This window comes from Geothrix mesophila (assembly GCF_022808835.1).
Taxonomy (GTDB): domain Bacteria; phylum Acidobacteriota; class Holophagae; order Holophagales; family Holophagaceae; genus Geothrix; species Geothrix paludis.
Window position 1 is genome coordinate 1237015 of the sequence record NZ_JAKZLD010000001.1, and the last position, 24142, is coordinate 1261156.

General features: G+C 67.1%; 24 protein-coding genes. 4 read left to right on the forward strand and 20 right to left on the reverse strand.

The annotated features are described in order from the left end of the window. The first annotated feature begins 13 nt into the window (after positions 1-13). The 3 genes from MLG87_RS05610 (at position 14) to rfaD (ending at position 2960) form a co-directional block, all read left to right on the forward strand. Positions 14-976 carry a DUF1573 domain-containing protein gene (locus MLG87_RS05610; protein ID WP_243294216.1) on the forward strand — a complete coding sequence of 321 codons (963 nt, stop codon included), beginning with the start codon at positions 14-16 and terminating at the stop codon, positions 974-976. Between the two features lie 67 nt (positions 977-1043). Beyond that, on the forward strand, positions 1044-1994 hold the full coding sequence (locus tag MLG87_RS05615; protein WP_243294217.1) for a DMT family transporter: 951 nt from the start codon (positions 1044-1046) through the stop codon (positions 1992-1994). 30 nt (positions 1995-2024) lie between these two features. Then, entirely contained in the window at positions 2025-2960 is a 936-nt protein-coding gene (gene rfaD, locus MLG87_RS05620; protein ID WP_243294218.1) for an ADP-glyceromanno-heptose 6-epimerase, read from the forward strand. Positions 2961-2970: 10 nt separating this feature from the next. Here the strand turns inward: rfaD and MLG87_RS05625 are convergent, their stop codons facing one another. The 18 genes from MLG87_RS05625 to MLG87_RS05710 form a co-directional block, all read right to left on the reverse strand. Further along, positions 2971-4137 carry a PP2C family protein-serine/threonine phosphatase gene (locus MLG87_RS05625; protein ID WP_243294219.1) on the reverse strand — a complete coding sequence of 389 codons (1167 nt, stop codon included), beginning with the start codon at positions 4135-4137 and terminating at the stop codon, positions 2971-2973. A gap of 32 nt (positions 4138-4169) precedes the next feature. After that, entirely contained in the window at positions 4170-4508 is a 339-nt protein-coding gene (locus MLG87_RS05630) for an anti-sigma factor antagonist (RefSeq protein ID WP_243294220.1), read from the reverse strand. Beyond that, complete coding sequence (locus MLG87_RS05635) at positions 4502-5683, reverse strand: TIGR04552 family protein (RefSeq protein WP_243294221.1); 1182 nt, start codon at positions 5681-5683, stop codon at positions 4502-4504. Before MLG87_RS05635 ends, MLG87_RS05630 begins: the two co-directional genes overlap by 7 nt. An 84-nt stretch (positions 5684-5767) precedes the next feature. Beyond that, complete coding sequence (locus MLG87_RS05640; RefSeq protein WP_243286476.1) at positions 5768-6067, reverse strand: ATP synthase F0 subunit C; 300 nt, start codon at positions 6065-6067, stop codon at positions 5768-5770. 166 nt (positions 6068-6233) lie between these two features. Then, complete coding sequence (gene atpB, locus MLG87_RS05645) at positions 6234-6965, reverse strand: F0F1 ATP synthase subunit A (RefSeq protein WP_243286477.1); 732 nt, start codon at positions 6963-6965, stop codon at positions 6234-6236. 12 nt (positions 6966-6977) lie between these two features. Continuing rightward, entirely contained in the window at positions 6978-7400 is a 423-nt protein-coding gene (locus MLG87_RS05650; RefSeq protein WP_243294222.1) for a hypothetical protein, read from the reverse strand. Further along, positions 7393-7674 (reverse strand): AtpZ/AtpI family protein, encoded by a 282-nt coding sequence (locus MLG87_RS05655; protein WP_243294223.1) that lies wholly within the window; start codon positions 7672-7674, stop codon positions 7393-7395. Before MLG87_RS05655 ends, MLG87_RS05650 begins: the two co-directional genes overlap by 8 nt. A 60-nt stretch (positions 7675-7734) precedes the next feature. Then, positions 7735-9198 (reverse strand): NADH-quinone oxidoreductase subunit N, encoded by a 1464-nt coding sequence (locus MLG87_RS05660; RefSeq protein WP_243294224.1) that lies wholly within the window; start codon positions 9196-9198, stop codon positions 7735-7737. Next, positions 9198-10868: a complex I subunit 4 family protein gene (locus MLG87_RS05665; RefSeq protein ID WP_243294225.1), complete on the reverse strand. Its 1671-nt coding sequence runs from the start codon at positions 10866-10868 to the stop codon at positions 9198-9200. The genes MLG87_RS05660 and MLG87_RS05665 overlap by 1 nt, the downstream gene beginning before the upstream one ends. A gap of 21 nt (positions 10869-10889) precedes the next feature. Next, positions 10890-13241, reverse strand: a complete 2352-nt coding sequence (gene nuoL / locus MLG87_RS05670; RefSeq protein WP_243294226.1) for an NADH-quinone oxidoreductase subunit L — start codon at positions 13239-13241, stop codon at positions 10890-10892. Between the two features lie 20 nt (positions 13242-13261). Then, on the reverse strand, positions 13262-13564 hold the full coding sequence (gene nuoK, locus MLG87_RS05675) for an NADH-quinone oxidoreductase subunit NuoK (protein WP_243294227.1): 303 nt from the start codon (positions 13562-13564) through the stop codon (positions 13262-13264). Further along, positions 13564-14115: an NADH-quinone oxidoreductase subunit J gene (locus tag MLG87_RS05680; protein ID WP_243294228.1), complete on the reverse strand. Its 552-nt coding sequence runs from the start codon at positions 14113-14115 to the stop codon at positions 13564-13566. The genes nuoK and MLG87_RS05680 overlap by 1 nt, the downstream gene beginning before the upstream one ends. A 34-nt stretch (positions 14116-14149) precedes the next feature. Beyond that, on the reverse strand, positions 14150-14653 hold the full coding sequence (locus MLG87_RS05685; RefSeq protein ID WP_243286485.1) for a NuoI/complex I 23 kDa subunit family protein: 504 nt from the start codon (positions 14651-14653) through the stop codon (positions 14150-14152). Between the two features lie 10 nt (positions 14654-14663). Further along, positions 14664-15830: a complex I subunit 1/NuoH family protein gene (locus MLG87_RS05690; protein WP_243294229.1), complete on the reverse strand. Its 1167-nt coding sequence runs from the start codon at positions 15828-15830 to the stop codon at positions 14664-14666. A gap of 19 nt (positions 15831-15849) precedes the next feature. Continuing rightward, on the reverse strand, positions 15850-16950 hold the full coding sequence (locus MLG87_RS05695) for an NADH-quinone oxidoreductase subunit D (protein WP_243294230.1): 1101 nt from the start codon (positions 16948-16950) through the stop codon (positions 15850-15852). Positions 16951-16959: 9 nt separating this feature from the next. Continuing rightward, the gene (locus MLG87_RS05700) at positions 16960-17838 is read right to left on the reverse strand and encodes an NADH-quinone oxidoreductase subunit C (protein ID WP_243294231.1); all 879 of its coding nucleotides are present in this window, start codon (positions 17836-17838) and stop codon (positions 16960-16962) included. Further along, the gene (locus MLG87_RS05705) at positions 17838-18347 is read right to left on the reverse strand and encodes an NADH-quinone oxidoreductase subunit B (protein ID WP_275975692.1); all 510 of its coding nucleotides are present in this window, start codon (positions 18345-18347) and stop codon (positions 17838-17840) included. The genes MLG87_RS05700 and MLG87_RS05705 overlap by 1 nt, the downstream gene beginning before the upstream one ends. Next, on the reverse strand, positions 18338-18724 hold the full coding sequence (locus MLG87_RS05710) for an NADH-quinone oxidoreductase subunit A (protein ID WP_476729709.1): 387 nt from the start codon (positions 18722-18724) through the stop codon (positions 18338-18340). The genes MLG87_RS05705 and MLG87_RS05710 overlap by 10 nt, the downstream gene beginning before the upstream one ends. A 101-nt stretch (positions 18725-18825) precedes the next feature. Between MLG87_RS05710 and MLG87_RS05715 the strand changes: the two genes are divergently transcribed. Further along, positions 18826-20457, forward strand: a complete 1632-nt coding sequence (locus MLG87_RS05715; RefSeq protein WP_243294232.1) for a GspE/PulE family protein — start codon at positions 18826-18828, stop codon at positions 20455-20457. On the opposite strand, the gene MLG87_RS05720 is transcribed toward MLG87_RS05715, so the two are convergent. Next, complete coding sequence (locus MLG87_RS05720) at positions 20458-22350, reverse strand: FUSC family protein (RefSeq protein WP_243294233.1); 1893 nt, start codon at positions 22348-22350, stop codon at positions 20458-20460. Beyond that, on the reverse strand, positions 22347-24101 hold the full coding sequence (locus MLG87_RS05725) for an ABC transporter ATP-binding protein (protein ID WP_243294234.1): 1755 nt from the start codon (positions 24099-24101) through the stop codon (positions 22347-22349). The genes MLG87_RS05720 and MLG87_RS05725 overlap by 4 nt, the downstream gene beginning before the upstream one ends. Between the last annotated feature and the right edge of the window lie 41 nt (positions 24102-24142).

Consider the following 24142-nt stretch of genomic DNA (forward strand, 5'->3'; position numbering starts at 1 on the left):
CGACGAGGTCCCGATGCTCCACCGCCTCTTCTTCGCCTGCGCCGCCGTCACCCTCATGGCCCAGGCCCCCGCCATCCACTTCGATAAGACCCACCACGATTTCGGCCGCATCACGCCGGATCGGAAGGTGGCCGCGAAGTACCGCGTGACCAACACCGGCAACGCCGTCCTGAGCATCACCCAGGTGCGGCCCAGCTGCGGCTGCACGGCCACGGTCATCGGCAAGTGGTCCATCGCGCCGGGCGAGAGCACCGACCTGGAGGCCACCTTCGATCCCCGGGGCCTCAAGGGCGGCGTGCGCAAGTCCATCGAGGTGGTCTGCAACGATCCGAAGGCCCCGGCCACCAGCCTGACCCTCGAGGCGGAAGTGGTGCAGGAGATCATGCCCTCCGTCGAATCCGTCTACTTCCACAACGCCCCCAAGTCCTCGACCTCGCGCAGCCTCGTCCGCTACGCCAGCGGCAATGGCGAGCCGGTCCAGATCGTGGACGTGAAGGCCCCCGGCGCTCCCTTCCTCGCCTTCGCCTACCGGCAGGAGGGCAAGGACCTCGTGCTGGAGGTCGCCTTCGACGGCCGCAAGGTGCCCGCCGGCCGGTTCCGCGGCGTGGAGCAGGCCACGGTGCACTTCACGAACCCCCGCATGAGCCAGCTGGGCCTGAACATCCAGTGGGAGCTGAAGCCTTCGATCCAGGCCACGCCGGTCGAGCTGGTCTTCCAGGACGCGGCCGGCAAAGAGCTGCGGCAGAAGATCGCCCTCAAGCAGGCGGACGGCCACACCTTCCGCGTCACCGGAACCCGGTGTTCCCTCACCGGTGTCCGGGTGGAGGGCCTGGGCCAGCGTTCCGCCAGCCAGGAACTGTCCGTGGTGCTGCCCGCCTCCCTGAAGGCCGGGCGGTACAGCGAGGTCCTATCCCTGGCCACCGACGATCCGGACCAGCCCGAATTGACGATCCGCCTGGCCGCCATCTTGAAATAACAGCAGAGCGTCAAAGACTTCGCGATTCCACCTTCGCCCATCCCGGGTGGGGCGATAGCCTGGAGGGATGCCGGAATCCCGCAGGTCGCACCTCTTCGCCGTCTTCGCCATGGCCTCCATCGCGGCCGTATGGGGCGGCGGCTTCCCCGCCACCAAGTACTGCCTCCAGGCGGGGCTTTCGGTGGGGACCCTGCTGACCCTGCGCTTCGCCATCGGGACCGCGGGACTGGGCCTGATGCTGCTGGTGCTGCGCGTGCCCATCCGGCGCCGGGACGCCCTGGACGGCCTCTGGCTGGGGCTCGTGCTGGCAACCATCTTCTGGGCGCAGACCGACGGCCTCCGGTTCACCTCGCCGTCCAAGTCCGGCTTCATCACGGGGCTCTACGTCATCTTCACCCCCCTGGTGGCGCTGCTGGCGGGCGACCGCCTGCGGGCTTCGCACGGGCTGGCCGCCCTGGTGGCCGTCACGGGCCTGGTGCTGCTGGTCCGGGTACCCGGCGCGGCCTGGGGGGGCTGGACCCGGGGCGATTCCGAGACGCTCCTGGCGGCGGTGCTGTGCGGCTTCCACATCGTGATGACGGCCCACTTCTCGCGCCGGTCCTCCGGGTGGGTGCTGGCCTTCATCCAGGTGGCCGTCACGGGGGCGATCTCCCTGGCCATCACGCTGGCCCTCCCGGCGCCGCACAGCTTCCAGGGGGCCGGTCCCGCCCTCGCCCACGTGGGCACCTGGGTCTCTCTCGGCTTCATGGGACTGCTGGCCACCACCCTCGCCTTCTACGTGCAGAGCACCATGCAGGCCCGTCTGGGGGCGACGGAGAGCGCCATCCTGTTCAGCCTCGAGCCGGTCTGGACGCTGGCCATCTCCGTCAGCGGCTTCGTCCCGGGCATCCGGGAGCACCTCAGCCCAACGCAGCTCGCCGGCGGCCTGTTGATCTTCGCCGCCACCTTCGTGGCCGAGCTGGGACCGAGGCTGCTGAAGCGGTTCCAGCGGCCGGAGGCCGAAGAGGCCATCGGATAGCCGGTATCCTGTTGGAGAAGAGGAGTGGGCATGTTCATCGTCACGGGCGGCGCGGGATTCGTGGGCAGCAACCTGGTGCGGGAACTGAACCGCCGCGGGCACACAGACATCCTCGTGGTGGACAACCTGGCTCGGGCGGAGAAGGCCCGGAACCTGGCGGACCTGACCCTCTCGGACTACATGGACAAGCGGGAGTTCCGGGCCCGCCTGGACGCCGGCACCCTGGATCTTCGGCCCGAGGCCGTGTTCCACAACGGCGCCTGCTCCGACACCATGGAGACCGACGGCCGCTACATGATGGAGAACAACTACGGGGACTCGAAGGCCCTGCTCCACTGGTGCCTGGCCCGGAAGACGCCCCTGGTCTACGCCAGCAGCGCGGCCACTTACGGGGCCAGCATGGACTTCGAGCCTGTCCCGAAGAACGAAGGCCCTCTGAACGTGTACGGCTATTCCAAGCTGGCCTTCGACCAGCACGTGCGGAGCCTGATGGCCGCCATTCAGAGCCCCGTGGTGGGCCTGCGCTACTTCAACGTGTTCGGCCCGCGGGAGGGCCACAAGGGCCGCATGATGTCCGTGCTTCACCAGCTCCTGCGCCAGCTGAAGGAGGAGGGCGTCTGCCGCCTCTTCGAGGGCACGGAGGGCTACGGCGACGGCGAGCAGCGGCGCGACTTCATCTTCGTGGGCGACATCGTGGCCATCAACCTGCACTTCGGCGGCGGAGCCATGGCCAAGGGCATCGTCAACGCGGGCACCGGAAAGGCCCGCAGCTTCAACGACATCGCGAAGACCCTCATCGCCCACCTGGGGCGGGGCCGCATCGAGTACATCCCCTTCCCCGACGCCCTGCGGGGGAAGTACCAGAGCTTCACCCAGGCGGACGTGCGCAGCCTCCGCGCCACGGGCTACACCGCGCCCTTCACGGAGCTGGAGGCCGGCATCGCCGCCACCCTCGCGGAGATCTAGGGCCGGATCCTCAGCCCCTGCGGTCCAGCACCACGAGCGTCACGTCGTCCACGAAGGGCACCGGGGCGTTGAAGCTGCGGGTCTGGGCGATGATGGCGGCCGCGGCGTCCTCCGCCCCGGCGGGCAGCTCGGCGCAGATGCGGCGCAGGCCAGCCTCCTCGAGCATGGTGCGATCCTCCCGCTCCACCTCCACCAGGCCATCCGTGTACAGCACCAGGCGGTCTCCGGGCAGGAACTCCGCGTCGTGCTCCATGAAGGGCAGCTGGACGTCCAGCCCCAGCATGAAGCCCTTGCCCCGCAGCACCTCGGAGCGCTGCAGCCCCCCCTGGGATCCCCGCACGATGCGCAGCGGCGCACAGTGGCCAGCCGCCACGTAGCGGATGCGGTTCGCGGCGGGGTCCAGACGGCCCAGCCAGGCCGTGGCGAACTGTTCGGCCAGGGTGGAGCGGCACAGGTCCTCGTTCATGCCCGTGGCCCAGGCCAGGGGCTCACCGCCCAGCCGCACCTGGTTCTCGAAGGAGGTCTTCACCATGGCGGAGATGAGCGCGGCGGTGACGCCGTGGCCGCTCACGTCGGCGATCATCATGGCCGTGCTGCCGTCGGGTAGCGGAAGCACCGCGTAGATGTCCCCGCCAATGCCGGCGGCCGGCAGGTAGCAGTGGGTGTAGCGCACCCCGGGGCCCTCGCCGGGCAGCTTGGGCAGCAGGCCCATCTGGAGGGCGGCGGCGAGCTCCATCTCCTCCTGCACGCGCTCCTGGAAGGCGGTCAGCTCCTTGTTCTGGCGCTTGATCTCCTTCTGCATCCCGATGAGGCGGAAGGTGGAATCCACCTTGGCCAGCACCTCCTGGGCGTGGAAGGGCTTGGGAATCATGTCGTCGGCGCCGATGCTGAGGCTGCCGATGCGGGAGGCCGTCCCGTCCAGAGCCGAAAGGATGATGAAGTAGACGTCCTGGGTGGCGGGATCGCTCTTCACCCGCTTGCACAGCTCGTCCCCGGACATCTCGGGCATGCGCAGGTCCGAGATGATGAGATCCGGCTTCAGGCGGGCCATCTCCGCGATCGCCTCCACGCCGTGGCCCGCGGTCAGGACCTGGTAGCCCGCCCGCTTGAGGTAGAAGCTGAGGATGTCCCGGATGGGCGCTTCATCATCCACCACCAGGACCACGCCCTTGGCCATTCAGACCCTTCAGGAAGGCCCCTGCGGGGCTGTCACGCCCCGCGGAGGGCGTCCTGCTCCGTGGCGAAGATGGAGAAGTAGTTGGTGAGGTTCGTCTGGTCGAAGGTCTTCTTCACCGGCGCGGGAAGGCAGGACAGGTGCAGCTTCCCGCCGGACTTGTCCACGCTGTTCCGGGCCGCGACGAGCAGGCCCAGGCCCGAGGAATCAATGAAGCTGACGCCCTCCAGGTTGATCACCAGGAGCTTGGGCTGGGCCGTGGCCACCGTTTCCCGGATCACATCCCGCAGCTGGGCGGTCACCTCGAAGTTGACCTTGCCCTGGATCGACACCACGGAAGCGGCGCCCTCTTGGCGGGTCTGGATGTTCAACATGGCTCCTCCTGAAGAATTCCCTGAAGCACTCTCCGGCGCGCAGCGTCACGCTGGCGTTGTTTGTATTCCGAATGGGATGCTGGACCTGAACGTGAGCTTTGAAACCCTGATTGTTCCATCACTTGGACTTCGTGTGCGAAGAAGAAAGTAAACTCCTCCTGATCCTGGATCAACTCTGGAATCCGGGCGAGATCCGCCAGGTCCCCGTGTCCCAGGTCCCGGAGGCGGTCCTGGAGGGTTTCAAGCACGGAGGCGCCGGGGCCCGGAAGCCGGATCAGGGTGCGCGCCGTGAACTGGATGGCTGAATAATCCTTGCTGGAAAATGGGTTCTGTTCAATGCCGCCGGTCTTGAGGGCCAGCGTGCTGCTGAGGACCTGCCGCTCTTCGGGGCTCAGATCCTGGATCTGGAACAGGGGTGGCAGGGTCTCCGTCCAGGCAGCCAGGGCGTTCAGGTCGATCATCAGGTTCCGGCTGCGGCTGGGCTTGATGTGGGTGGGCATCAGCACGTGGTGGTCCAGCAGGAAGCGGATGGCCATGAGCACACCCAGGCGGTCCTCGGCCACGAACCGGATGCCGATCTGGTCGTAGATGGTCTCCGCGACGTTCTCGGGCTTGTGGAGCATCTTCAGGAGCATGGAGACGCGGTCCTTGTTCTCCTTGCGCTCCACGGCCACGAGCGGCACCTCGTAGGCGCCCCGCAGCAGCCATCGCCCCTCCTCGCACACTAGGAACTGGTCGTAGCGGCTGAACACCTGGCGCTGGATCTCCGGGAGGTACCGGAGGTTCACGTTGTGGTCCACGTGGAAGAGCGTGTGCATCACCCGCAGGATCGCGCAGGCCCACCGGCCACTGAGCGTACGCGGACGTTCCGAGGCCCAGACCAGGAGGTCGAGGGGGTCCCCGACGGCGCGCAGCTCGTTCGGGACATGCAGGTTCGTGCCTTCCAGCACCACCCCTTCGAGGAAGTCGATGGCGTCCTCGTAGATCTTCACGACCTTGGCCCGTTGAGCGGGGACGCTCATGTCGTAGCCGTAGTTGAGGGCGAAGGTCCAGGCCTCGTCGGAGGACTGGATGCGCAGACCCTCGAGGTCGATGGGCGACCCTCCGCCAAGGATCACCTGGGTGACCTCCGGCGGCATGGGAAATAGGGCATGGTGACGCATGACGTCCAGCATCTTTACCGACTTTCCTCAGTATGAATCATAAAAAAACGGGGCGCCCCGGAAAAGGAACGCCCCGTTTCTGAAACCGCTTCGATCCTACTTGATGGCGAACGCGGCCACGAGCACGTAGATCACGAGGGCCTCGATGAGGGCCAGGCCGATGATCATGGTGGTGCGGATGTTGCCGGCGGCCTGGGGGTTGCGGGCCACGCCCTCGCAGGCGGCGACCACGGCCTTGCCCTGGGCCAGACCGCAGCCGGCGGCGGCGATGGCGAGGGCGATGTGGGCGGTGAACTGGCCCTCGAAGAGGCTCTTCGTGGCAGCGGCGGGGGCGCCCTGCGCGAAGGCGACGGCGGCCAGGGTGAACAGGAAGGCGGTGGTGAGGAACTTCTTCATGGTGGTGCTCCTAAGTGGTGCCCGAAGGGTTCGGAATCCCGCGGACGGTGAAGGGGAAACGGCGGATGGCCTTGCCCGGAAGGGCGGATGCGGGGATCAGGCTCTGCCCGAGACTCGTATCGAGGGGGGGGCCGTCGCCCGCCAAGCGGGCGCCCCCGGGACGACGCTAATGCTCGTGGGAGACTGCGCCGCTCAAGTAAATGGTGGCCAGCATCGTGAACACGAAGGTCTGGATGAGCCCGAAGAACAGGCCCAGGAACATCATGGGCACCGGCAGGAGGATGGGCATCAGGCCGAAGAAGATCCCGGCCACCACGTGCTCCCCGGCGATGTTGCCGAAGAGACGGAGCGAGTGGCTGAGGATGCGGCTGAGCAGGCCCAGGATCTCCAGGGGGAACATGAGGATCGACAGCCACCAGATGGGACCGGCGAAGTGGGCCCAGTACTTCAGGAAGCCCTGTTCCTTCATCCCGTGGAAATTGTAGTAGCCGAACACCACGAGGGCCGCGCCCAGCGTCACGTTCCAGTTGCTGGTTCCGGGGCTGAGCCCGGGCAGGAGGCCGAAGAGGTTGTTGAAGAAGACGAAGAGCGCCATCGTCCCGATGAAGGGAAGGTACTTTTCCCCGTGATGGGCGATGTTGTCGTTGATCATGCCCTTGAGCCACTCGACCACGCCCTCGAACATCTGCTGGAGGGGCCCGGGGATCCGGGAGAGGTTCTTCCGCACCAGGGCCGTGAAGAGCATGGTCACCAGAGCCGCCAGGGCGGCGTTCAGCAGATGATCATAGCGCTCGAGGATGGATAGGGCGGCCCCATGGGCGAACCCGGGCCAGGGGTGCTGCGACAGGTGCAGGACCTGGGTGAGCCACTGGGCGAGCAACGATGCGTGGTGTTCCATCTCGGTCGGACCTCAATCAGGCGGCGTGGCTTCGGGTTTCCGGAAAACCAGGCGGAGGGCTTCCAGCAGGATACCGGCCACAAAGAGAAGCACTCCCATGGCCAGCGGCAGGGCTTCCGCCGGGTATCTCCCCATCATCCCACGCAGCACCAGCGCGATCAACGCCAGTTTGCCGATGGACAGGAAGCCGTAGAGCCACCTCCGGCGCACCGACGGTGTCAGCATGCGGGCCATCAGGTAGCGGTGCAGGACCCAGAACCCCAGGCTGGCCAGGGCCCCCACGCCGAAGGCCAGAGCGGCGGTCCAGGAGCGCAGGAACCCCCAGAGGGGAACGCCCAGGAGGCCCAGGGCCACCATGGTCCAGGTCACCCGGCGGAGATGGTCCTCGCCCTCGTCCCTGCCCTCGCTCGGACCTGCGCCCCCGCCCTCACTCATGGCGGTCCTTCCCGTCCTTCAGGCGCTTCAGCTCCTCCGCATCCCGCTTCGCCATGCGCTGGTTCACCTTGTAGAGCTCCCAGAAGGCCGTGACGATGCCCCAGGCCAGGCCCACCCACTGCCCCGCCGCGGCGTGGCCGAACCGCCCGCCGATCCAGCGCCCGAGGAAGAACCCCAGGGCGATGCAGATGGGAAAGGTCAGGCCCAGGGACATGAGGTCGCCCCACAGGGCCCGTTCCCCGGGATCCGCGTCCCCGCCGCGCCTGAAGATCACCGGTGCCCTCCCAAAGAAAAGGCGCGGGTCACCCCGCGCCTCCCAGTGTACGGCCGAGGCCTACACCCAAGTGATTTTCGCTGCCCAGTCCACCAGCCAGGGCCCGAACGCCGTGGCCACCAGGACCAGGGCGCAGGCCAGGGTCACCACGAAGACCGAGGTGGCGCCCATGGGAACGGCCTCACCCTCGGGCTCCCGGAAGTACATCTCCTTCACCACGCCCAGGTAGTAGTAGGCACCCACGGCGCTGGTGAGCAGCGCGATGACGGTGAGGGTGACGAAGCCCTGCTCGATGGCGAGCTTGAAGAGGTAGAACTTGCCGAAGAACCCCGCCAGCGGCGGAATGCCGGCCAGACTGAGCATGAAGACCATCATGGCAAAGGCCAGCACGGGATGCTTGCGCCCCAGGCCCTTGAAGTCCTCGATGCGCTCGCCTTCCCCCTTGCCCTGGAGGTAGATCACCACGGCGAAGGCGCCGGTGTTCATCACGATGTAGATGAGCATGTAGAGCCACACGGCCTGGGCCCCGGCCCTGGGATCGCCCGAGAGGACGCCCAGCAGCATGTAGCCCACGTGGGCGATGCTCGAGTAGGCCAGCAGGCGCTTCATGCTCTCCTGCCGCACGGCGGTGACATTGCCCAGGATCATGCTGGCCCCGGCGATGTAGCAGAGGGGCAGGACCCAGTCGCTGGACACGCCGTGGAGGCCGGCGCCGAAGACCCGCAGGAAGGCGGCCAGGGCGGCGGCCTTCGGAGCGGTGGCCATGAACATGGTGATGGGCGTCGGGGCGCCCTCGTAGGCGTCCGGCGACCACATGTGGAAGGGGACCGCCGCCACCTTGAAGGCCATGCCCATCAGCACCATGAGCACGCCCGAGAACACCAGGAGGTTGCTGGTGGTGGGCGTCAGCGCCAGCGCCTGGTTCAGGTCCGCCAGGTTCGTGGTGGTTCCGCCGGCCGCGCCGTAGAGCAGGCTGATGCCGTAGACGAGGATGCCGCTGGAGAAGGCGCCGAGCAGGAAGTACTTCACGCCCGCTTCCACGCTGGTGGCGCGGTCCCGGAGGTAGGCCACCAGGATGTAGATGCAGATGGCCATCAGCTCGAGGCTGAAGTAGACGGAGATCAGGTCCGAGGCGCCGCAGAGGAAGAGCATGCCCGCCAGGGAGAACAGGATCAGGGCGTAGTACTCGACCGTCTGCTGCTTGAGCCCGTTGAGCAGCTTCACGCTGAGGGCCACGGTGGCCGCGGCGCCCAGCACGCACAGCATCTCGAAGCCCCGGGTGAGGCCGTCCATGCGGAACATGCGGGAGAACCCTTCCCCGTCCGGCGTGCGGCCGATCAGGGCCGCCGTGATGGCGAGGACCACCAGGGTGATGGGGGCCCACCGATGCTTCTCATTCCGGTTGAAGAAGAGGTCGCCGGGCCACAGCATGAGCGTGGCCACGACCATCAGGAAGAGTTGGGGCGTGATGAGGTGCGTGTCCCGAAGGAGCGCGTCCAGAAGCCCCTGTGCGAAGCCGGTCATCAGTGGCCTCCGCCGTGGCCATGGGTTTCGGGGGCAGCAGCTTCGTGGACGGGAGCTTCATGGCCGGCAGGCGCCGCTTCCTCGTGGTGGGCCGGGGCGGTCATCCCCTGCATGCCGAGCCTGGCGGCGACGGCCTGCTGGGCGGCCAGGGACTGGGCGGCGTGGTAGCCGGGGGTGATCTGCTCCACCAGCTTGCGCACCGGCGCGTCCATCACGTCCATGATGGGCTTGGGATACATGCCGATCCAGAAGGCGGTCACCACCAGGGGCGCGAAGTAGAGCACCTCGCGGAGGTTGAGGTCATCCATCTTCTCGTTGACGGCGGTGATGGGTCCGAACATCACACGCTGGTACATCCACAGCAGGTAGGCGGCGCCGAGGATGATGCCCAGGGTGGCGACGACAGCGGCCCAGGGGAAGGCCTGGAAGGCGCCCATGAGGACCACGCCCTCGCCGATGAACCCGTTCAGCAGGGGCAGCCCCAAGCTGCTCATGGTCATGATCATGAAGATGGTGGCGTAGACGGGCATGCTCTTCGAGAGGCCGCCGAAGTCCGCGATCATGCGGGTGTGCCGGCGCTCGTAGACGATGCCCACCGCGAGGAAGAGCCCGCTGGTGCTGATGCCGTGGTTGATCATCTGGAACATGCCGCCCTTGATGCCGTAGGGGTTCAGGGCGAAGAGGCCCAGCATGCAGATGCCGAGGTGGCTCACGGAGGAGTAGGCCACCAGCTTCTTCATGTCCTTCTGGATCATGGCCACCAGGGCGCCGTAGATGATGCCGATGAGAGACAGGATGAGGAAGGGTTTCAGCAGCATCTTGGTCGCATCGGGCAGGATGGGCAGCAGGAACCGGACGAAACCGTAGGTGCCCATCTTCAGGAGGATGGCGGCGAGGATGACCGAACCGGCCGTGGGTGCCTGCACGTGGGCGTCCGGCAGCCAGGTGTGGAAGGGGAACATCGGGACCTTGATGGCGAAGCCGATGAAGAAGGCCAGGGCCAGGAGGATCTGGTAAGTCTTGGTCTGCTGGGCGATCACGGGGGCCATGGCGTGGAAGCTGGCCAGCGAGAAGTCGTAGACGCCCGTCGTCTTGTGCTGCAGGAAGTAGATGGCCAGGATGGCCACCAGCATCAGCACGCCGCCGGCCAGGGTGTAGAGGAAGAGCTTGATGGCCGCGTAGAGCTTCTGCGGGCCGCCCCAGATGGCGATGAGGAAGTACATCGGCACCAGCATGACTTCCCAGAACAGGTAGAAGAGGAACATGTCCTGGGTGATGAACACGCCGAGCATGGCCGTCTGGAGCACCAGCATCCAGATGTAGTACTCCTTGTGGCGCTCCGTGATGGCGCTGAAGGAGCAGGCGATGGCGATGGGGCCGATGAAGGTGGTCAGCAGCCAGAGCAGGAGGCTGATGCCGTCCATGCCCACGCTGAACTTCACCCCGATGGAGGGGATCCAGTTCCAGGCCTGGGCCCACTGGACCGCGTCGCTGGCCCGGTCATAGCCGAACCAGAAAACGGCGCTCATCAGGAAGCTGACGATCATCACCAGCAGGGAGCCGATCTCGAAGACCCGGCGCTGGTCCTTGGGCACGAGAAGCAGGACCAGCGCCCCCAGAAGGGGCAGAAAGGTCGCCACCAGCATCAGTGTCGTGTTTGCGGTGAACATGGGGACTCCGACCAATGAGGGCTAGACGAGGAATTTCCAGAAGGCGATGACGAGGAAGCCGAGGAACATCACGAAGGCGTAGTGCTGCACACGGCCGCTCTGGACGCTGCGGAAGACCTGGCTGGTCTCCTGCACCATGTACTCGACGAGGTCGACGGTGCCGTCCACCAGGTACTCGTCGATCCAGTGCGACAGCTCGGCCCAGAGGATCGTGATGCGGGCCGCGCCGTTCACCATGCCGTCCACCACCCAGGTGTCGAAGCTCCAGAGCTGGGCGGAGAGGCGCTTGATGGGCTCGATGAGGGCCGCCTCGTAGAACTCGTCCACATAGTACTTGGCGTTCACCCAGCGGTAGAGGTTCGGGAAGCGGGCCACGAAGGCCTTGGCCCGGCCCCAGCTGGGATCCACCTTGTAGATCCACCAGGCCAGGAGCATGGCCCCCGGCGCCCACAGCAGGGTGGCCCAGGCCATGAGGCCATACTCGATGGCGGGCGGCACGTGCTCGCCGTGGTGGACGGGCGCCGCCTGGTAGAGGATCGGCTCGATCCACTTGCTGAATACCTCAGCCGGGAATACAGGCTTGAGGAAATTCGGCAGCACACGGTGCAGGCTCTCCGGGAAATTCAGGAATCCGCCAACCACGGCCAGGATGGCCAGGATCAACACCGGCAGCCACATGCGCCAGGAGACCTCATGGGGATGGTGGCCGGGGACGAAGTCGTGGTCCTCCGGGTCATCCACGTGATGGTCGTGCGTCTTGCCCAACTCATGGAGGTGGTTCTCGAGGTGGCCGGGAACCTCCGGGGCATGCGCCACATGACCGTGGTCGCCGTGGCCGTGGTCATCGTGGCCATGGGCCTCCGACTGCACCGACAGGCCCCAGGGATCGTCCCCCGCGCCGCGGTAGTTGCCGTAGAAGGTCATGGCGATGAGGCGGGTCATGTAGAAGGCCGTGCAGAAGGCGCCGAGCATGCCCAGGATCCAGGCCACGAGGTTCAGCGTGGGGCCCGTGTAGTGGCCGTGCTGGTACCAGCCCTCGAACACCTTCCAGAGGATCTCGTCCTTGGAGAAGAAGCCCGAGAAGGGGAAGATGCCCGCGATGGCGAAGGTCGCCAGGATCATGCTCATGGCGGTGATGGGCATCAGCTTCTTGAGCCCGCCCATGTTGCGCATGTCCTGCTCGTGGTGACAGGCCGCGATCACGGCGCCGGATCCGAGGAAGAGGCTGGCCTTGAAGAAGGCGTGCGTGAAGACGTGGAACATGCCGGCGCTGAAGGCCCCGGCGCCCATGCCCATGAACATGAAGCCCAGCTGGGACACGGTGGAGTAGGCGAGCACCTTCTTGATGTCGTACTGGGCCAGGCCCATGGTGGCGGCGACGAAGGCCGTCAGGGAGCCAAAGGCCAGCACCACAGCGAGCGCAACCGGGGCGTTCACGTAGATGAAGTTCAGCCGGGTGATCATGTAGAGGCCGCTGGTGACCATGGTGGCGGCGTGGATCAGCGCGCTGACGGGCGTCGGGCCCGCCATGGCGTCCGGCAGCCACACATACAGGGGGATCTGCGCGGACTTGCCCATGGCGCCCACAAAGAGGCAGCAGCCGATGAGGTTGAACCACCAGGTGGGGCTCGCGGTGTGGCCGTAGAGCGTGATGGCCGGCATGTTAGCGATGCCCCGTACCGAGCCCATCAGCGTGTCGTAGTCGAGGGTGCCGAAGACCTGGAAGATCAGGAAGAAGCCGATCATGAAGCCGAAGTCGCCGATCCGGTTCGTGACGAAGGCCTTTTTCCCGGCGACGGCGGCGAACTCCTTGTCGAAGTAGAAGCCGATGAGCAGGTAGGAGCAGAGGCCCACCCCTTCCCAGCCCAGGAACATCATCAGGATGTTGGCACCCAGCACCAGGTTCAGCATGCTGAACACGAAGAGGTTCATGTAGGCCATGAAGCGGTAGTAGCGGCCGTCGTTGCGCTCCTCCGCCATGTAGCCGGTGCTGAACAGGTGGATGAGGAAGCCGGCGCCCGAGACCAGGAGGGCCATGCAGCCGCTGAGCACATCGAACTTGTAGGCCCACTCGATCTTGTAGGTGGTCATCCCCCCCAGCACGTGGGCGCCGCCGATGTCGAACCAGGTCCAGAGGCTCTGGTGGATGGAGCGGCCCTCGGCCGGCAGGCCGGCCAGCTGGACGAAATGCCAGATCGTGAGCAGGAAGGCCACGCCCACGCTGCCGAGGGCGAGGGTGTCCACGATGGCGGTGTTCCGCAGCTTGCGGCCACTGAGGCCGTTGATGAGGAACCCGAAGAAGGGCAGGAAGGGGATCAGCCAGAGGTAGCTGCCGGCCTGGGAGGCGGCGGTGGCGGCGTGCGTCAGGGTCATTTCGGCACTCATGGTCGTCGTCATCCCTTCAGCAGGTTGATGTCGTCCACCTGGACGGTGTCGCGCCGCCGGTAGAGGGCCACCACCAGCGCGAGGCCCACGGCGACCTCGGCGGCCGCGAAGCCCATCACGAGCAGGGCGAAGGCCTGTCCCGAGGCGGACCCGCTGTGACGTGCGAAGGCGATGAAGTTCAGGTTGGCGGCGTTGAGCATGAGCTCCACGCACATGAGGATGATCAGGGCGTTGCGGCGGATGAGCACCCCCGCGATGCCGATGGAGAACAGCAGGAAGGAGATGACGAGGACTGCGTTCAGGCTGACCATCACACCCGCTCCGTCTTTGCCAGCACCACGGCGCCCACCAGGGCCACCAGCAGGATCACGCTGAGGATCTCGAAGGGTAGGAGGTAGTCCGCGAAAAGGCCGCGGCTCACCGCCTGGGCGTTCTGGTGGGCCACGTCGAGCCCCTTGGCCAGCTCAGGCCGGAGCACCAGGGCCTCCGGCGAGGGAGCGCCGAAGATGGCCCTGCGGAACACCCCCAGGAACAGCGCCACGCCGCCCGCGACGGCCAGCACCGCGTAGCGGGACTGCAGTTGGAAGACCTCGCCCTCGTGCTTCTTGCTCATCTCCACGAGCATGACCACGAAGAGGAAGAGCACCACGATGCCGCCCGCGTAGACCAGGATCTGGGCCACGCCCAGGAACTCGGCCTCCAGCGCGAGGAAGCAGCCGGCGATGTTCAGCATCGCGAAGAGGAAGCCCAGCACGCTGTGGATCGCGCTCCTGGCGCCGATCATGATCAGGGCGCCGACAAGGGCCAGGACGCCGAAAATGGCGAACATGTTCCGGCCGATCGTTTCGATGAAATGTTCCATGGGACGTCCTCTGGATAGGCGCGAAGGGATGGAGTCAGTCGTCAGCCACGCTGAACTTGCCCACGTGCGAGGGCTCGAACATGTTCTGGCCCAGACCCTCCGTGCCGAGGGAGAAGTCCTCGCGGTTGTAGGCGGCCAGCTCGAACTGGTGGTTGAGGATGATGGCGTCGAACCCGCAGCTCTCCACGCAGAATTCGCAGAAGATGCAGCGCTCCATCTCGAAGTCGTACCGCACGGGATAGGGCATCTTGCGCCCTTCCTGCTTGCCCTTCTCGATGGTGATCACCTGGGTGGGGCAGATCTTTTCGCAGGCCAGGCAGCAGACGCACTTGATCACGCCCTGCTCGTCCTTCAGCATCGTCAGGCGCCCACGGAAGCGCGGCTGGACCTTGGCGGGAACCTCGGGGTACTCGGAGACGATGTGAAACGGCACCTTGCGCCGGTTGGCTGTGAAGAAGACCTGGCGGAAGTGCTTGCCGGTGACGGACAGGCCCTTGGCGATGTCGGCGGGGAGAAGGGTCCTCAGGAACTTGTTCATGGTCGGCCCCTTAGACGACGAAGCAGCGGATGGCGGCCGCCAGCAGGAGGTTGACCAGCGCCAGAGGGATCAGGTACTTCCAGCCCACGGCCATGATCTGGTCGTACCGGTAGCGGGGGATGGTGCCGCGCACCCAGATGTAGGTGAAGAGCAGGAAGACGATCTTGGCCACGAAGAAGATGGCGTGGGGCGCCGCGAACCAGGACAGGAACCCGGGCAGATAGGGGTTCAGCAGGCCCTGCAGACCGAAGGGCAGCAGCCAGGGGCCGCCCAGGAAGAAGGCCGAAGCCAGGGCCGACACGACGGTCATGTTGATGTACTCGGCCAGGTAGAAGAGGCCGAACTTCATGCCGGAGTACTCGGTGTGGAAGCCCGCCACCAGCTCGTTCTCGGCCTCAGGCATGTCGAAGGGCAGGCGGTTGGTCTCCGCGAAGCCGCAGGTGAGGTACAGCAGGAAGCCGATGACCTGGGGGATCAGGGCCCAGACGGGCATGCCGACCGCCATGCGCGTGGCCATCTCGCTGAAGTTGAGGCTGGCGGACAGGACCACCGGCGCGAGGAGGCTGAGGGTCAGGGGAACTTCATAGCTCACCATCTGGGCCGCGCTGCGCAGGCCGCCCAGGAGGGGGTACTTGGAGTTCGAGGACCAGCCGGCCAGGACGATGCCGTACACGCCCACGGTCGCCACGCCCAGGATCCAGAGCAGGCCCACGTTGATGTCGGAGATGCCCCCGGAGACCGGGAGGCCGCCCAGGTAGGGGAACCAGGTGGGGAACGTGAAGAAGGTGCCAGGCACGAAGGAGATCGCGGCGAACACCACGATCGCGGCCACCATGCTGATGGACGGCGCGAGGAAGAAGACGAACTTGTCGGCCTTGGCCGGGATGACGTCCTCCTTGAGGATCAGCTTCAGGACGTCGCCCACGAGGCCCGGGATGCCGCGCCAGTAGGAAACGACGGGCACCTTGCCCATCTTCCACATTCTGCGGTTCATCCAGCCGCTGAAGCCGACATGGCCGCTGGCGACGCGGGTGGAGCCCAGGCGCTGCTGGAGGTGGCCAAGCACCTTGCGCTCGGCGAACACCGTGAGGGGGACGACGACGAAGACGAAGATCACCACCATCAGGCACTGGATGAGGGTGATCACGATGGACTGGGTGAGGGTCGGGGTCGGCATGTCTTGGGATCCTCGTCGGCTAGCGGTCGATCTCGCCGAGCACGATGTCCAGGGATCCGATGGCCGCGACGACGTCGGCGATCAGTCCTCCCTCGGCCATCTTGGGCAGGGATTGGAGGTTGATGAACCCGGGAGCCCGCACGTGGAAGCGGTAGGGGTTCAGGGAACCCTTCTCGCCCACGAGGTAGTACCCGATCTCGCCCTTCGGCGACTCGGTGGCGTGGTAGACCTCGTTGACCTCGGAGCGCAGGATCTTGGGCAGCTTGGCCATGACGGGGCCTTCCGGCATGCCGTCCATGCACTGCTGGATGATCCGGGCGCTCTGGCGCATTTCGGCCATGCGCACCTGGTACCGGGCGTAGGTGTCGGCCTCGGTGCGGGTGGGGATCTCGAAGTCCATCTCCGCATAGGCCGCGTAGGGGAAGGCCTTGCGGATGTCGTAGGCCACGCCGGCCGCGCGCAGCATGGGGCCGGTGACGCCCAGGGCGATGGCGTCCTCGGCGCTGAGGCGGGCCACGCCGATGGTGCGCTTCTTCCAGATGCGGTTCTCGGTGAGCAGGGCCTCGTACTCTTCGAGGCAGTCGGAGAACTTCGCCAGGAACTTCAGCACCATCTTCTCGAAGCCGGGAGGCAGGTCCTCGCGCAGGCCGCCGATGCGGAAGGCGGTGGTGGTCAGGCGGGAGCCGCAGAAGGCCTCGTTGATGTCGAGGACGTCCTCGCGCTCGCGGAAGGCGTAGAGGAACACCGTCAAGGCGCCGATGTCCATGGCGTGGGTGCCCAGCCAGATCAGGTGCGAGGCGATGCGGTTGAACTCGTTCAGCAGGGTGCGGATGTACTGGGCGCGGCGCGGCACGGTGATGCCGAGCAGCTTCTCATTGGCTTCCGCCCACCCCAGGTTGTTGGCCACGGCGGAGCAGTAGTCCATGCGATCCGTCCAGACCTGGCCCTGGAAGAAGGACTGGTTCTCGCAGATCTTCTCCACGCCGCGGTGCAGGTACCCGATCATCGGCCGGCAGTGGGTGACGGTCTCGCCATCCAACCGGAGCTTCACCCGGAGCACACCGTGGGTGGACGGGTGCTGCGGGCCCAGGTTGATTTCCATTTCCTCGTTCTTGAACACCGTCCGCTCCTAGTCCGCCTTGGGTTGCTTCAGGTTGATGCCCAGCTGGCCGGCCTTCTGGAGGGCGATGCGCTCGAGCATGCCGCCGCGATCCTCGCGGAAGGCGATGTCGCGCTGGCCCCAGCCCACGGTCGGGTAGTCCTTCCGGAGCGGATAGCCTTCCCAGTCCTCGGGGCAGAGGATGCGGGTCATGTCGGGATGGTTCTGGAAGCGGATCCCGAGCATGTCGTAGATCTCCCGCTCCATCCAGTTGGCGCTGGGGTAGAGCGAGCAGGCGCTCTCCGGCGCGAAGCTCTCGGGCACGAGGATGCGGAGCCGGAGCCGCTTGCGACGGCTGATGCTCGTCAGGTGGTAGACCACGCTGCAGGCGTAGTCCTTGGCCGCCGGGTAGTGGGTGGCGGACTGGTCGGCGAGCATCTCGTACTTCAGGGCCGCCTCGTCGCGGCAGAACGCCAGCGCCTCGTGGATGGCTTCTTTCTTCACCTGGCAGACCAGCTCGCCGGCCTGCTCGAAGATCTCCTCGACCTTGTCGCCCAGCAGCTCCTTCAGCTTCAAGAGATCAGCGTCCGTCGCCTCCTGCGGAACCGGGGGCTTCATGTCGTTGTCGTCCTTGCGGGGGACGGGCCGGACCGGCGGCTTGGGGGCGTCCTTCCCCTCGGCCTCGGCCTTGGTCTTGGCGGTCTCGTAGTCGGCCAGGGTCTTCTGCCACTTGGCCTCATCCGCCTCGGCGGCCGCCTTCTGCTCGGCCACGTAGGCGCGGTAGCTCGGCAGGGGCACCGTCTTCGGCATGGTGATCTGGCGGTACGGCGCCGCCTTGTAGTCATACACGTAGGGGCCCGCGGGCACCTCCGCGGCTTCCGGAGTCTGGGGGACGTTCGGTTCCGACATCAGCCGACCTCCTCGAAGATGTCCTTGTACCGGTCGGCCAGGCTGCTGGTCATGATCTTGTCCTGCAGCTTCAGGAACCCGTAGATGAAGGCCTCGGGACGGGGCGGGCAACCCGGGATGTAGACGTCCACCGGGATGACCTTGTCCACGCCCTGGATCGTGTGGTACGAGTCGAAGGGCCCGCCGGCGGTGGCGCAGGAGCCCATGGCCATCACCCACTTCGGCTCAGGCATCTGGTCGTAGAGCGTCTTGATGACCGGCGCCATCTTGTAGGTCACCGTGCCCGCGATGATCATCAGGTCGGCCTGGCGCGGGCTGGCGCGGAAGATCCCGGCGCCGAAGCGGTCGAAGTCGAAGCGGCTGGCGCCCGCGGCCATCATCTCGATGGCGCAGCAGGCCAGGCCGAACGTCACCGGCCACACGCTGGTGGCGCGGGACCAGTTCATGACCTTCTCCACCTTGGTGGTGATCAGGATGTGCTCAAGGGCGGTGGGTTGGTTCATTCCCATGTCAGGGCTCCCTTGGACCAGATGTAGCCGTAGCCGAACAGCAGCAGGAACAGGAACAGGCCCAGTTCGATGAAGCCGAAGACGGCCAGTTCCTTCATCTGAATGGCCCACGGCATCAGAAAGACGGTTTCCACGTCGAACACCAGGAACATCACCGCCACCAGGTAGTAGCGAACGGAGAACTTCTCCCGCGCCCCGCTGGTGGTGACGATGCCGCATTCATAAGTGGAATACTTCGCAGCACTTGGCCAACTCGGGCGCAAGAGCCGTGACAGATTCAGGATGATGATCGGCAGGGCCACTGCTACCAGGATCAGCAGCAGGATGGACGCGTACCCACGCATGGAGCCTCCAGGACCAGTCATTGTGCGGCGCAGGTACGGCGCAGGTCAACGATCGAAGCCAACCGGGGCGTCCTTTGTGATCCAGGTCCGATTCCGCGCATCCGGGCGGGCACGCCTTCCAGTAGGATGATTCCATGACTTTTCCCAATCCCCCGGAGCCTGCGGATAGTGTCGAGACCGGCGATCCTGGCCTGACTGGCTTCCGGCCGGCCCGGGAGCTGTACCCCACCCTGGACCTGACCCGGGAGCTGGTGGAGTTCGCCCTGTTCCAGGCCATCCCGCTCGACCTGATGCTCAAGCACCACTTCGTGCCGGTGCAGGAGCGGGAAGGTGTGCTGTGGCTGGCCATGGCCGACCCCCTGGATATTCCCACCCAGGACCTCCTGCGCCAGCAGCTCAAGCGGCCCCTCCGCTTCGCCGGCGCGCCCCTGGCCCAGATCCAGGAAGTGCTGAAGAAATCCGAGAGCGGCCAGAAGGTCATGGACGAGGCCGGCGAGGCCCTCAAGATCCAGGTGCTCCACGAGGAGGATCTGGACGAGGAGGTACTCGACCTCGAGCGCCTGACCGACAAGGACGAGGCCCCCATCGTCCGCCTCGTGGACACCACCGTCTTCAACGCCCTCCAGCGCCGGGCCTCCGACATCCACCTCGAGACCACCGCCACCGGCTTCCAGATCAAGTACCGCATCGACGGCAGCCTGTATCCGGCCGCCGAGCCCATCGACCGGCGCTTCGCCTCGCCCATCATCAGCCGCATCAAGGTCATGTCCGAGCTGGACATCGCCGAGAAGCGCAAGCCGCAGGATGGCCGCTTCAAGCTCAAGGTCCGCGGCCGGGCCATCGACTTCCGCGTGAGCATCATGCCCACCATCCACGGCGAGGACGCCGTCATCCGCATCCTCGACAAGGAGAACCTCACGGAGGAGTTCCAGGCCCTCTCACTCGAGATCCTGGGTTTCTCCGAGCATGAGCTGAAGCGCCTGCGCCGCTTCTCCCGCGAGCCCTACGGCATGTTCCTGGTGACGGGCCCCACGGGCTCGGGCAAGACCACCACCCTCTACGCCGTACTCAGCGAGATCAAGGCCCCCGAGGACAAGATCATCACCATCGAGGACCCCGTCGAATACCAGCTCGAGGGCGTCACCCAGATCCCCGTGAACGAGAAGAAGGGCCTCACCTTCGCCCTGGGCCTGCGCTCCATCCTGCGCCACGACCCCGACAAGATCCTCGTGGGCGAGATCCGCGACCCCGAGACAGCCCAGATCGCCATCCAGTCCGCCCTCACGGGCCACCTGGTCTTCACCACCGTCCACGCCAACAACGTGCTGGACGTCATCGGCCGCTTCCAGCACATGGGCGTCGAGGTCTACAACTTCGTGTCGTCCCTGAACTGCATCCTGGCCCAGCGCCTCATCCGCGTGCTCTGCCCCAAGTGCAAGCGCCCCGCCCCGCTTCCCGCCCCCCAGGAGCTGGAGGAGAACGGCGTGGACGAGGCCTGGCTGCGGAGCGCCACACTCTTCGACCGCGTGGGCTGCGTGGACTGCCACGGCACGGGCTTCCGAGGCCGGCAGGCCATCATCGAGTTCATGGGCCTCAACGACGAGATCCGCGAGCTGCTCATCCAGCGGGCGCCGACCCGCGAAGTGAAGGCCGCGGCCCGCCGGGGCGGCATGCAGTTCCTCCGGGAGAGCGCCATCGAGAAGGTGCGGCTGGGCATCACCACCTTCGCCGAGATCAACAAGGTGACCTTCCGCGACGGGGCCTGATCAGGCAGAGGGTTGTCCGAAGGTCAGCAGCTCCGCCGAGGTCTCCAGGCCATCCGCGAGGTCGGCCAGCACCTGACGCAAGGGGACGTCCGGGGTGACGCCGGCCAGGCGCCGCAGCTCTCCGGCGGTACCGCCGGGATCCTCCACCAGCCGCCGCAGGGCGCCGAAGGCCGCCGCCCTGGTGGATCCGTCCGCGGTCTCCGGGAGCTCGTGCAGCGCCTCGATGGCGTGCCCCAGGCTCAGCACCGCCAGCATTCCCTTGGGCCAGCGCCAGCCCAGGTCCTTGGCGCGGCCCAGGTGGAGCGAGAGCCGAAGAATCTGCCGCGCGCCGCGGGCCCGCCAGTCGCCGATGGCGTCTCCGGGGCCGGGGTCCACCATCCGGAGCAGGTCCCGGCGGATGACACCGACAGCTTCCTCCGCCTGTTTCACGGAGCTGCGCGGCATCAGGATGTAGCTGCCGGCCACCAGACAGGCCGCGGTGGCCAGCGCGGCCGAGCCGCCGACGATGGCCAGGGGGCTGACGGTCGCCGCGGCGCCGGCCTGGCTGGCCAGCAGGAAGCACATGTTGAAGTCCACGCCCGCGATGGCCGTGCGGGGGTGGGCCCGCAGGAAGCCGCCCACCAGCAGGAAGGGCGCCAGGGTCCACCACAGCGCCGGAGGCGCGGGAAAGACCGGCTGCAGCAGGAAGCGGTAGAGCGCCGCCACGAAGGCCCCGGCCACCACGCCGGTCAGCAGCTTGGGCGCGACGCGCTGGGGCAGCGCCATGGATCCCAGCACCAGGGGGAAGATGCATAGGCCCATCGCGGCCTGGACCACCAGGGGCGAGGCGGTCCCGTGGGCCAGGGCCGCGGCCAGGAAGGCGGCGGCTCCGGAGGCCAGGGCCGTGCGCCCGGCCTGGGGCCATTCCCGGTGCGGGGCGAGGACGGCCAGTTCCCGCTGGAAGGGCAGCGCCCTGGAGGGTCCCAGGGACCGGGCCAGCGCCGCATTGGCCTCGAGGATGCGGGCCAGCGCGCTGGAGAGGCGCTCGCCTCCCGCCCCCGGACCGATGGGAGAAATCTCCTCCGGCGGCAGATCCGACGTCGAGCGCAGGCGCTCCGCCACGGAGGTCAGCCTGGAGACCAGCCCCTCCGTCCAGCCGGCCGGCGCCGCGACCTGGGGCCGGAGCGCCACCGCGGCGCTCATGACGCCCAGCGCGCCCACCACCAGCGAATCCACGTCGTGCAGCCGCCGGTAGCCCTCGAAGGAACCCGCCAGGGTCAGGCGGGCGGAGGCCTCCACCTCGCTGATCTCCGCGAGGATGCGGCGCTTCTCGGCTCCCATGGCGGGAGCCCCGAGGCGCAGCACATCCGCGGCGTAGGCCACGGCGTCCGCCGACAGGTGCCGGATCTGGAGGAAGAAGGCCTGGGCCGGCGACTTGGGGGTCGCCAACCCCGTGATGACCGTGGCCACCAGCACGCCGATGAGGGTGCACTCCACCCGTGCCGTGGCGAGTTCCAGGGAAGCCGCCGGGGCCAGCACGGAGGGGACGACGACGATGCAGGCGGTGATCCCCGCAAGCAGGGCTCCGTAGCCGTGCACGCCCCGCAGGACATGCGTGAGGCCGCCGTTGAGGGCCACCCACAGGCCCAGCAGGAGGAACTGGATGTAGGGGGACGCAGGCACGTGGAGCAGCGCGAAGCCCACGGCCGCCCCCAGCAGGGTGCCCACCACGCGGAAGAGGGCCCGCTCCAGGAGCACCCCGCGCGAGGCCTGGGCCACCACCCACACTGGCATGGCCGCCCAGTAGGCGTTCTGCACGTGCACCAACGTGGCGATGGCGAAGGCCAGCCAGGCGGACAGGGCCAGCACCAGCCCCCGCGTCACCACGGCGCGGTCGAGGAAGGAAACCTTCACAGGGTTCCCTTCACCAACTCCCGTTCCAGGCTCTGCAGCCGCTTGAGACGCGCGAAGAGACCCGGCTGGGTGGCCAGGGCTTCGGGCGTGTCCAGCTGGACCGCCCGGCCCTCTTCCAGCACCAGCACCCGGGTGCAGGTCTCCGCCACGAACACCCGGTGCGTGGCCAGCACCAGTGTGGACTTGCCGAGGAAGGCGCGGAGGTTCTCGAGGATGCGGCTCTCGGTTTCCGCGTCCACCGCCGACAGGGCGTCATCCAGGAGAAGCAGTCGGGGGCGGCGCAGGAGGGCGCGGGCCAGGGCCGTCCGCTGGCGCTCGCCGCCGCTGAGGGCCACGCCACGCTCGCCCACCACCGTGTCCAGTCCCTGGGGCAGGCGGTGGATCAGGTCGTCCATGGCCACGACGCGGGCGATTTCCCAGATCTCCTCCTCGGTGGCCTCGGGGCGGCCCATGGCCAGGTTCATGCGCAGCGTGTCCGAGAAGAGGAAGGCCTCCTGGGGCACCCAGCCCAGGCCTGCCCAGTGGCGGCGCAGGGTGGCATCCGACAGGGGCTCCCCGTCCACCAGCAGGCGCCCCGCCTGCGGAGCGCGCAGGCCTGCCAGCATCTGCAGCAGCAAGGTCTTGCCGGAGCCGATGCCGCCCACCACGGCCAGGCTGTCGCCCGGCGCCAGGGTGAGGTCCAGGGGGCCCAGGCCCCGGCCGGTCTCGAAGCGGTGGCTCGCGCCGTCCAGGACCAGCGCCGCAGGAACCTCCGGCAGCGCGATGGCCTCGGCGGGCGGCAGGGACGTCTCCGGGCTGCGCAGCAGCTGGTCCAGCCGCTCCTGCCCGGCCTTGGCCCGCTGGAAGAGGTTGGCCGACCAGCCCAGGCTCATCATGGGCCAGGCCAGCGCCACCAGGAAGCCCGTGAAGGCGGTGAGATCGCCCAGGTTGAGGACGCCCCGCACCACCAGGCTGCCGCCGTAGGACACCAGCACCAGGGCCGACACGCCGCTGATGAAGGCGGACAGGGGCGCGTAGGCGCTGAAGATCACCGACTGCTTCATGCTGAGGGAGGCGTGGCGGCGGCTGAGGTCGCTGAACTGGGCCACCCGGATCCGCTCCAGGCCGAAGGCCTGCACCACACGCTCGCCGCTGATGGTCTCGTGGCTGTGGGTGGTGAGGGCCGAGAAGGCCAGCTGCAGCTTCTGCTGCACCACATGGCTCCACTTCCCGATGACGTAGTAGCCCATGGCCAGGAAGGAGAAGGGCAGCATGACGGCGACGGTGAGCTTCCAGCTCGTGCTGAACATCAGGCCCAGCGTCACCGGCAGGATCGAGAGCACCTGGAGGAAGCTCATGAGGCCCGGCCCCGTGGCCATGCGGACCGTGCCCACGTCGTCGCCCAACCGGGACATGAGATCGCCCACCCGCTGCCGTTCGTAGAAGGCGAAGGGGCGCGACAGCAGGAAGGTGTAGAGGGATTCGCGCTGCTCCCGCTCCACGTCGCGGCTGAGGCCGATGAGCGTGTTGCGCATGAGGTAGCGACCGATCCCCGCCGCCGCCGTGAAGGCCAGCATCCACGCCAGGAAGACCCGCGAGCCGTGCCAGTCCTGGCGCTCCAGGGCATGCACCGCCCGGCCGGACCAGTAGGGCACCACGGAGGCGGCCACGCTGCACCAGATCGTGGCCGTCAGGCCCCAGTAGAGGGTTCGCCGGTGGCGATCCATCAGCGGCCACCACCAGAACAGCTTGGATTCGGAAAGATCCGCCACGAGGCCTCCGCCAATCAGAGTAGCAACAGCCATCGTCCGGT

Excerpts from the sequence above, each read along its gene's own strand:
- rfaD (WP_243294218.1), top strand. The coding sequence starts at position 2,025 with ATGTTCATCGTCACGGGCGGCGCGGGATTCGTGGGCAGCAACCTGGTG.
- MLG87_RS05630 (WP_243294220.1), bottom strand. The coding sequence starts at position 4,508 with ATGTTGAACATCCAGACCCGCCAAGAGGGCGCCGCTTCCGTGGTGTCG.
- MLG87_RS05615 (WP_243294217.1), top strand. The coding sequence starts at position 1,044 with ATGCCGGAATCCCGCAGGTCGCACCTCTTCGCCGTCTTCGCCATGGCC.
- MLG87_RS05700 (WP_243294231.1), bottom strand. The coding sequence starts at position 17,838 with ATGTCGGAACCGAACGTCCCCCAGACTCCGGAAGCCGCGGAGGTGCCC.
- MLG87_RS05685 (WP_243286485.1), bottom strand. The coding sequence starts at position 14,653 with ATGAACAAGTTCCTGAGGACCCTTCTCCCCGCCGACATCGCCAAGGGC.
- nuoK (WP_243294227.1), bottom strand. The coding sequence starts at position 13,564 with ATGGTCAGCCTGAACGCAGTCCTCGTCATCTCCTTCCTGCTGTTCTCC.
- MLG87_RS05635 (WP_243294221.1), bottom strand. The coding sequence starts at position 5,683 with ATGCTGGACGTCATGCGTCACCATGCCCTATTTCCCATGCCGCCGGAG.
- MLG87_RS05665 (WP_243294225.1), bottom strand. The coding sequence starts at position 10,868 with ATGTTCACCGCAAACACGACACTGATGCTGGTGGCGACCTTTCTGCCC.
- MLG87_RS05680 (WP_243294228.1), bottom strand. The coding sequence starts at position 14,115 with ATGGAACATTTCATCGAAACGATCGGCCGGAACATGTTCGCCATTTTC.
- MLG87_RS05660 (WP_243294224.1), bottom strand. The coding sequence starts at position 9,198 with ATGACCGGCTTCGCACAGGGGCTTCTGGACGCGCTCCTTCGGGACACG.
- MLG87_RS05705 (WP_275975692.1), bottom strand. The coding sequence starts at position 18,347 with ATGGGAATGAACCAACCCACCGCCCTTGAGCACATCCTGATCACCACC.
- MLG87_RS05715 (WP_243294232.1), top strand. The coding sequence starts at position 18,826 with ATGACTTTTCCCAATCCCCCGGAGCCTGCGGATAGTGTCGAGACCGGC.
- MLG87_RS05625 (WP_243294219.1), bottom strand. The coding sequence starts at position 4,137 with ATGGCCAAGGGCGTGGTCCTGGTGGTGGATGATGAAGCGCCCATCCGG.
- atpB (WP_243286477.1), bottom strand. The coding sequence starts at position 6,965 with ATGGAACACCACGCATCGTTGCTCGCCCAGTGGCTCACCCAGGTCCTG.
- nuoL (WP_243294226.1), bottom strand. The coding sequence starts at position 13,241 with ATGACCCTGACGCACGCCGCCACCGCCGCCTCCCAGGCCGGCAGCTAC.
- MLG87_RS05690 (WP_243294229.1), bottom strand. The coding sequence starts at position 15,830 with ATGCCGACCCCGACCCTCACCCAGTCCATCGTGATCACCCTCATCCAG.
- MLG87_RS05640 (WP_243286476.1), bottom strand. The coding sequence starts at position 6,067 with ATGAAGAAGTTCCTCACCACCGCCTTCCTGTTCACCCTGGCCGCCGTC.
- MLG87_RS05650 (WP_243294222.1), bottom strand. The coding sequence starts at position 7,400 with ATGAGTGAGGGCGGGGGCGCAGGTCCGAGCGAGGGCAGGGACGAGGGC.
- MLG87_RS05610 (WP_243294216.1), top strand. The coding sequence starts at position 14 with ATGCTCCACCGCCTCTTCTTCGCCTGCGCCGCCGTCACCCTCATGGCC.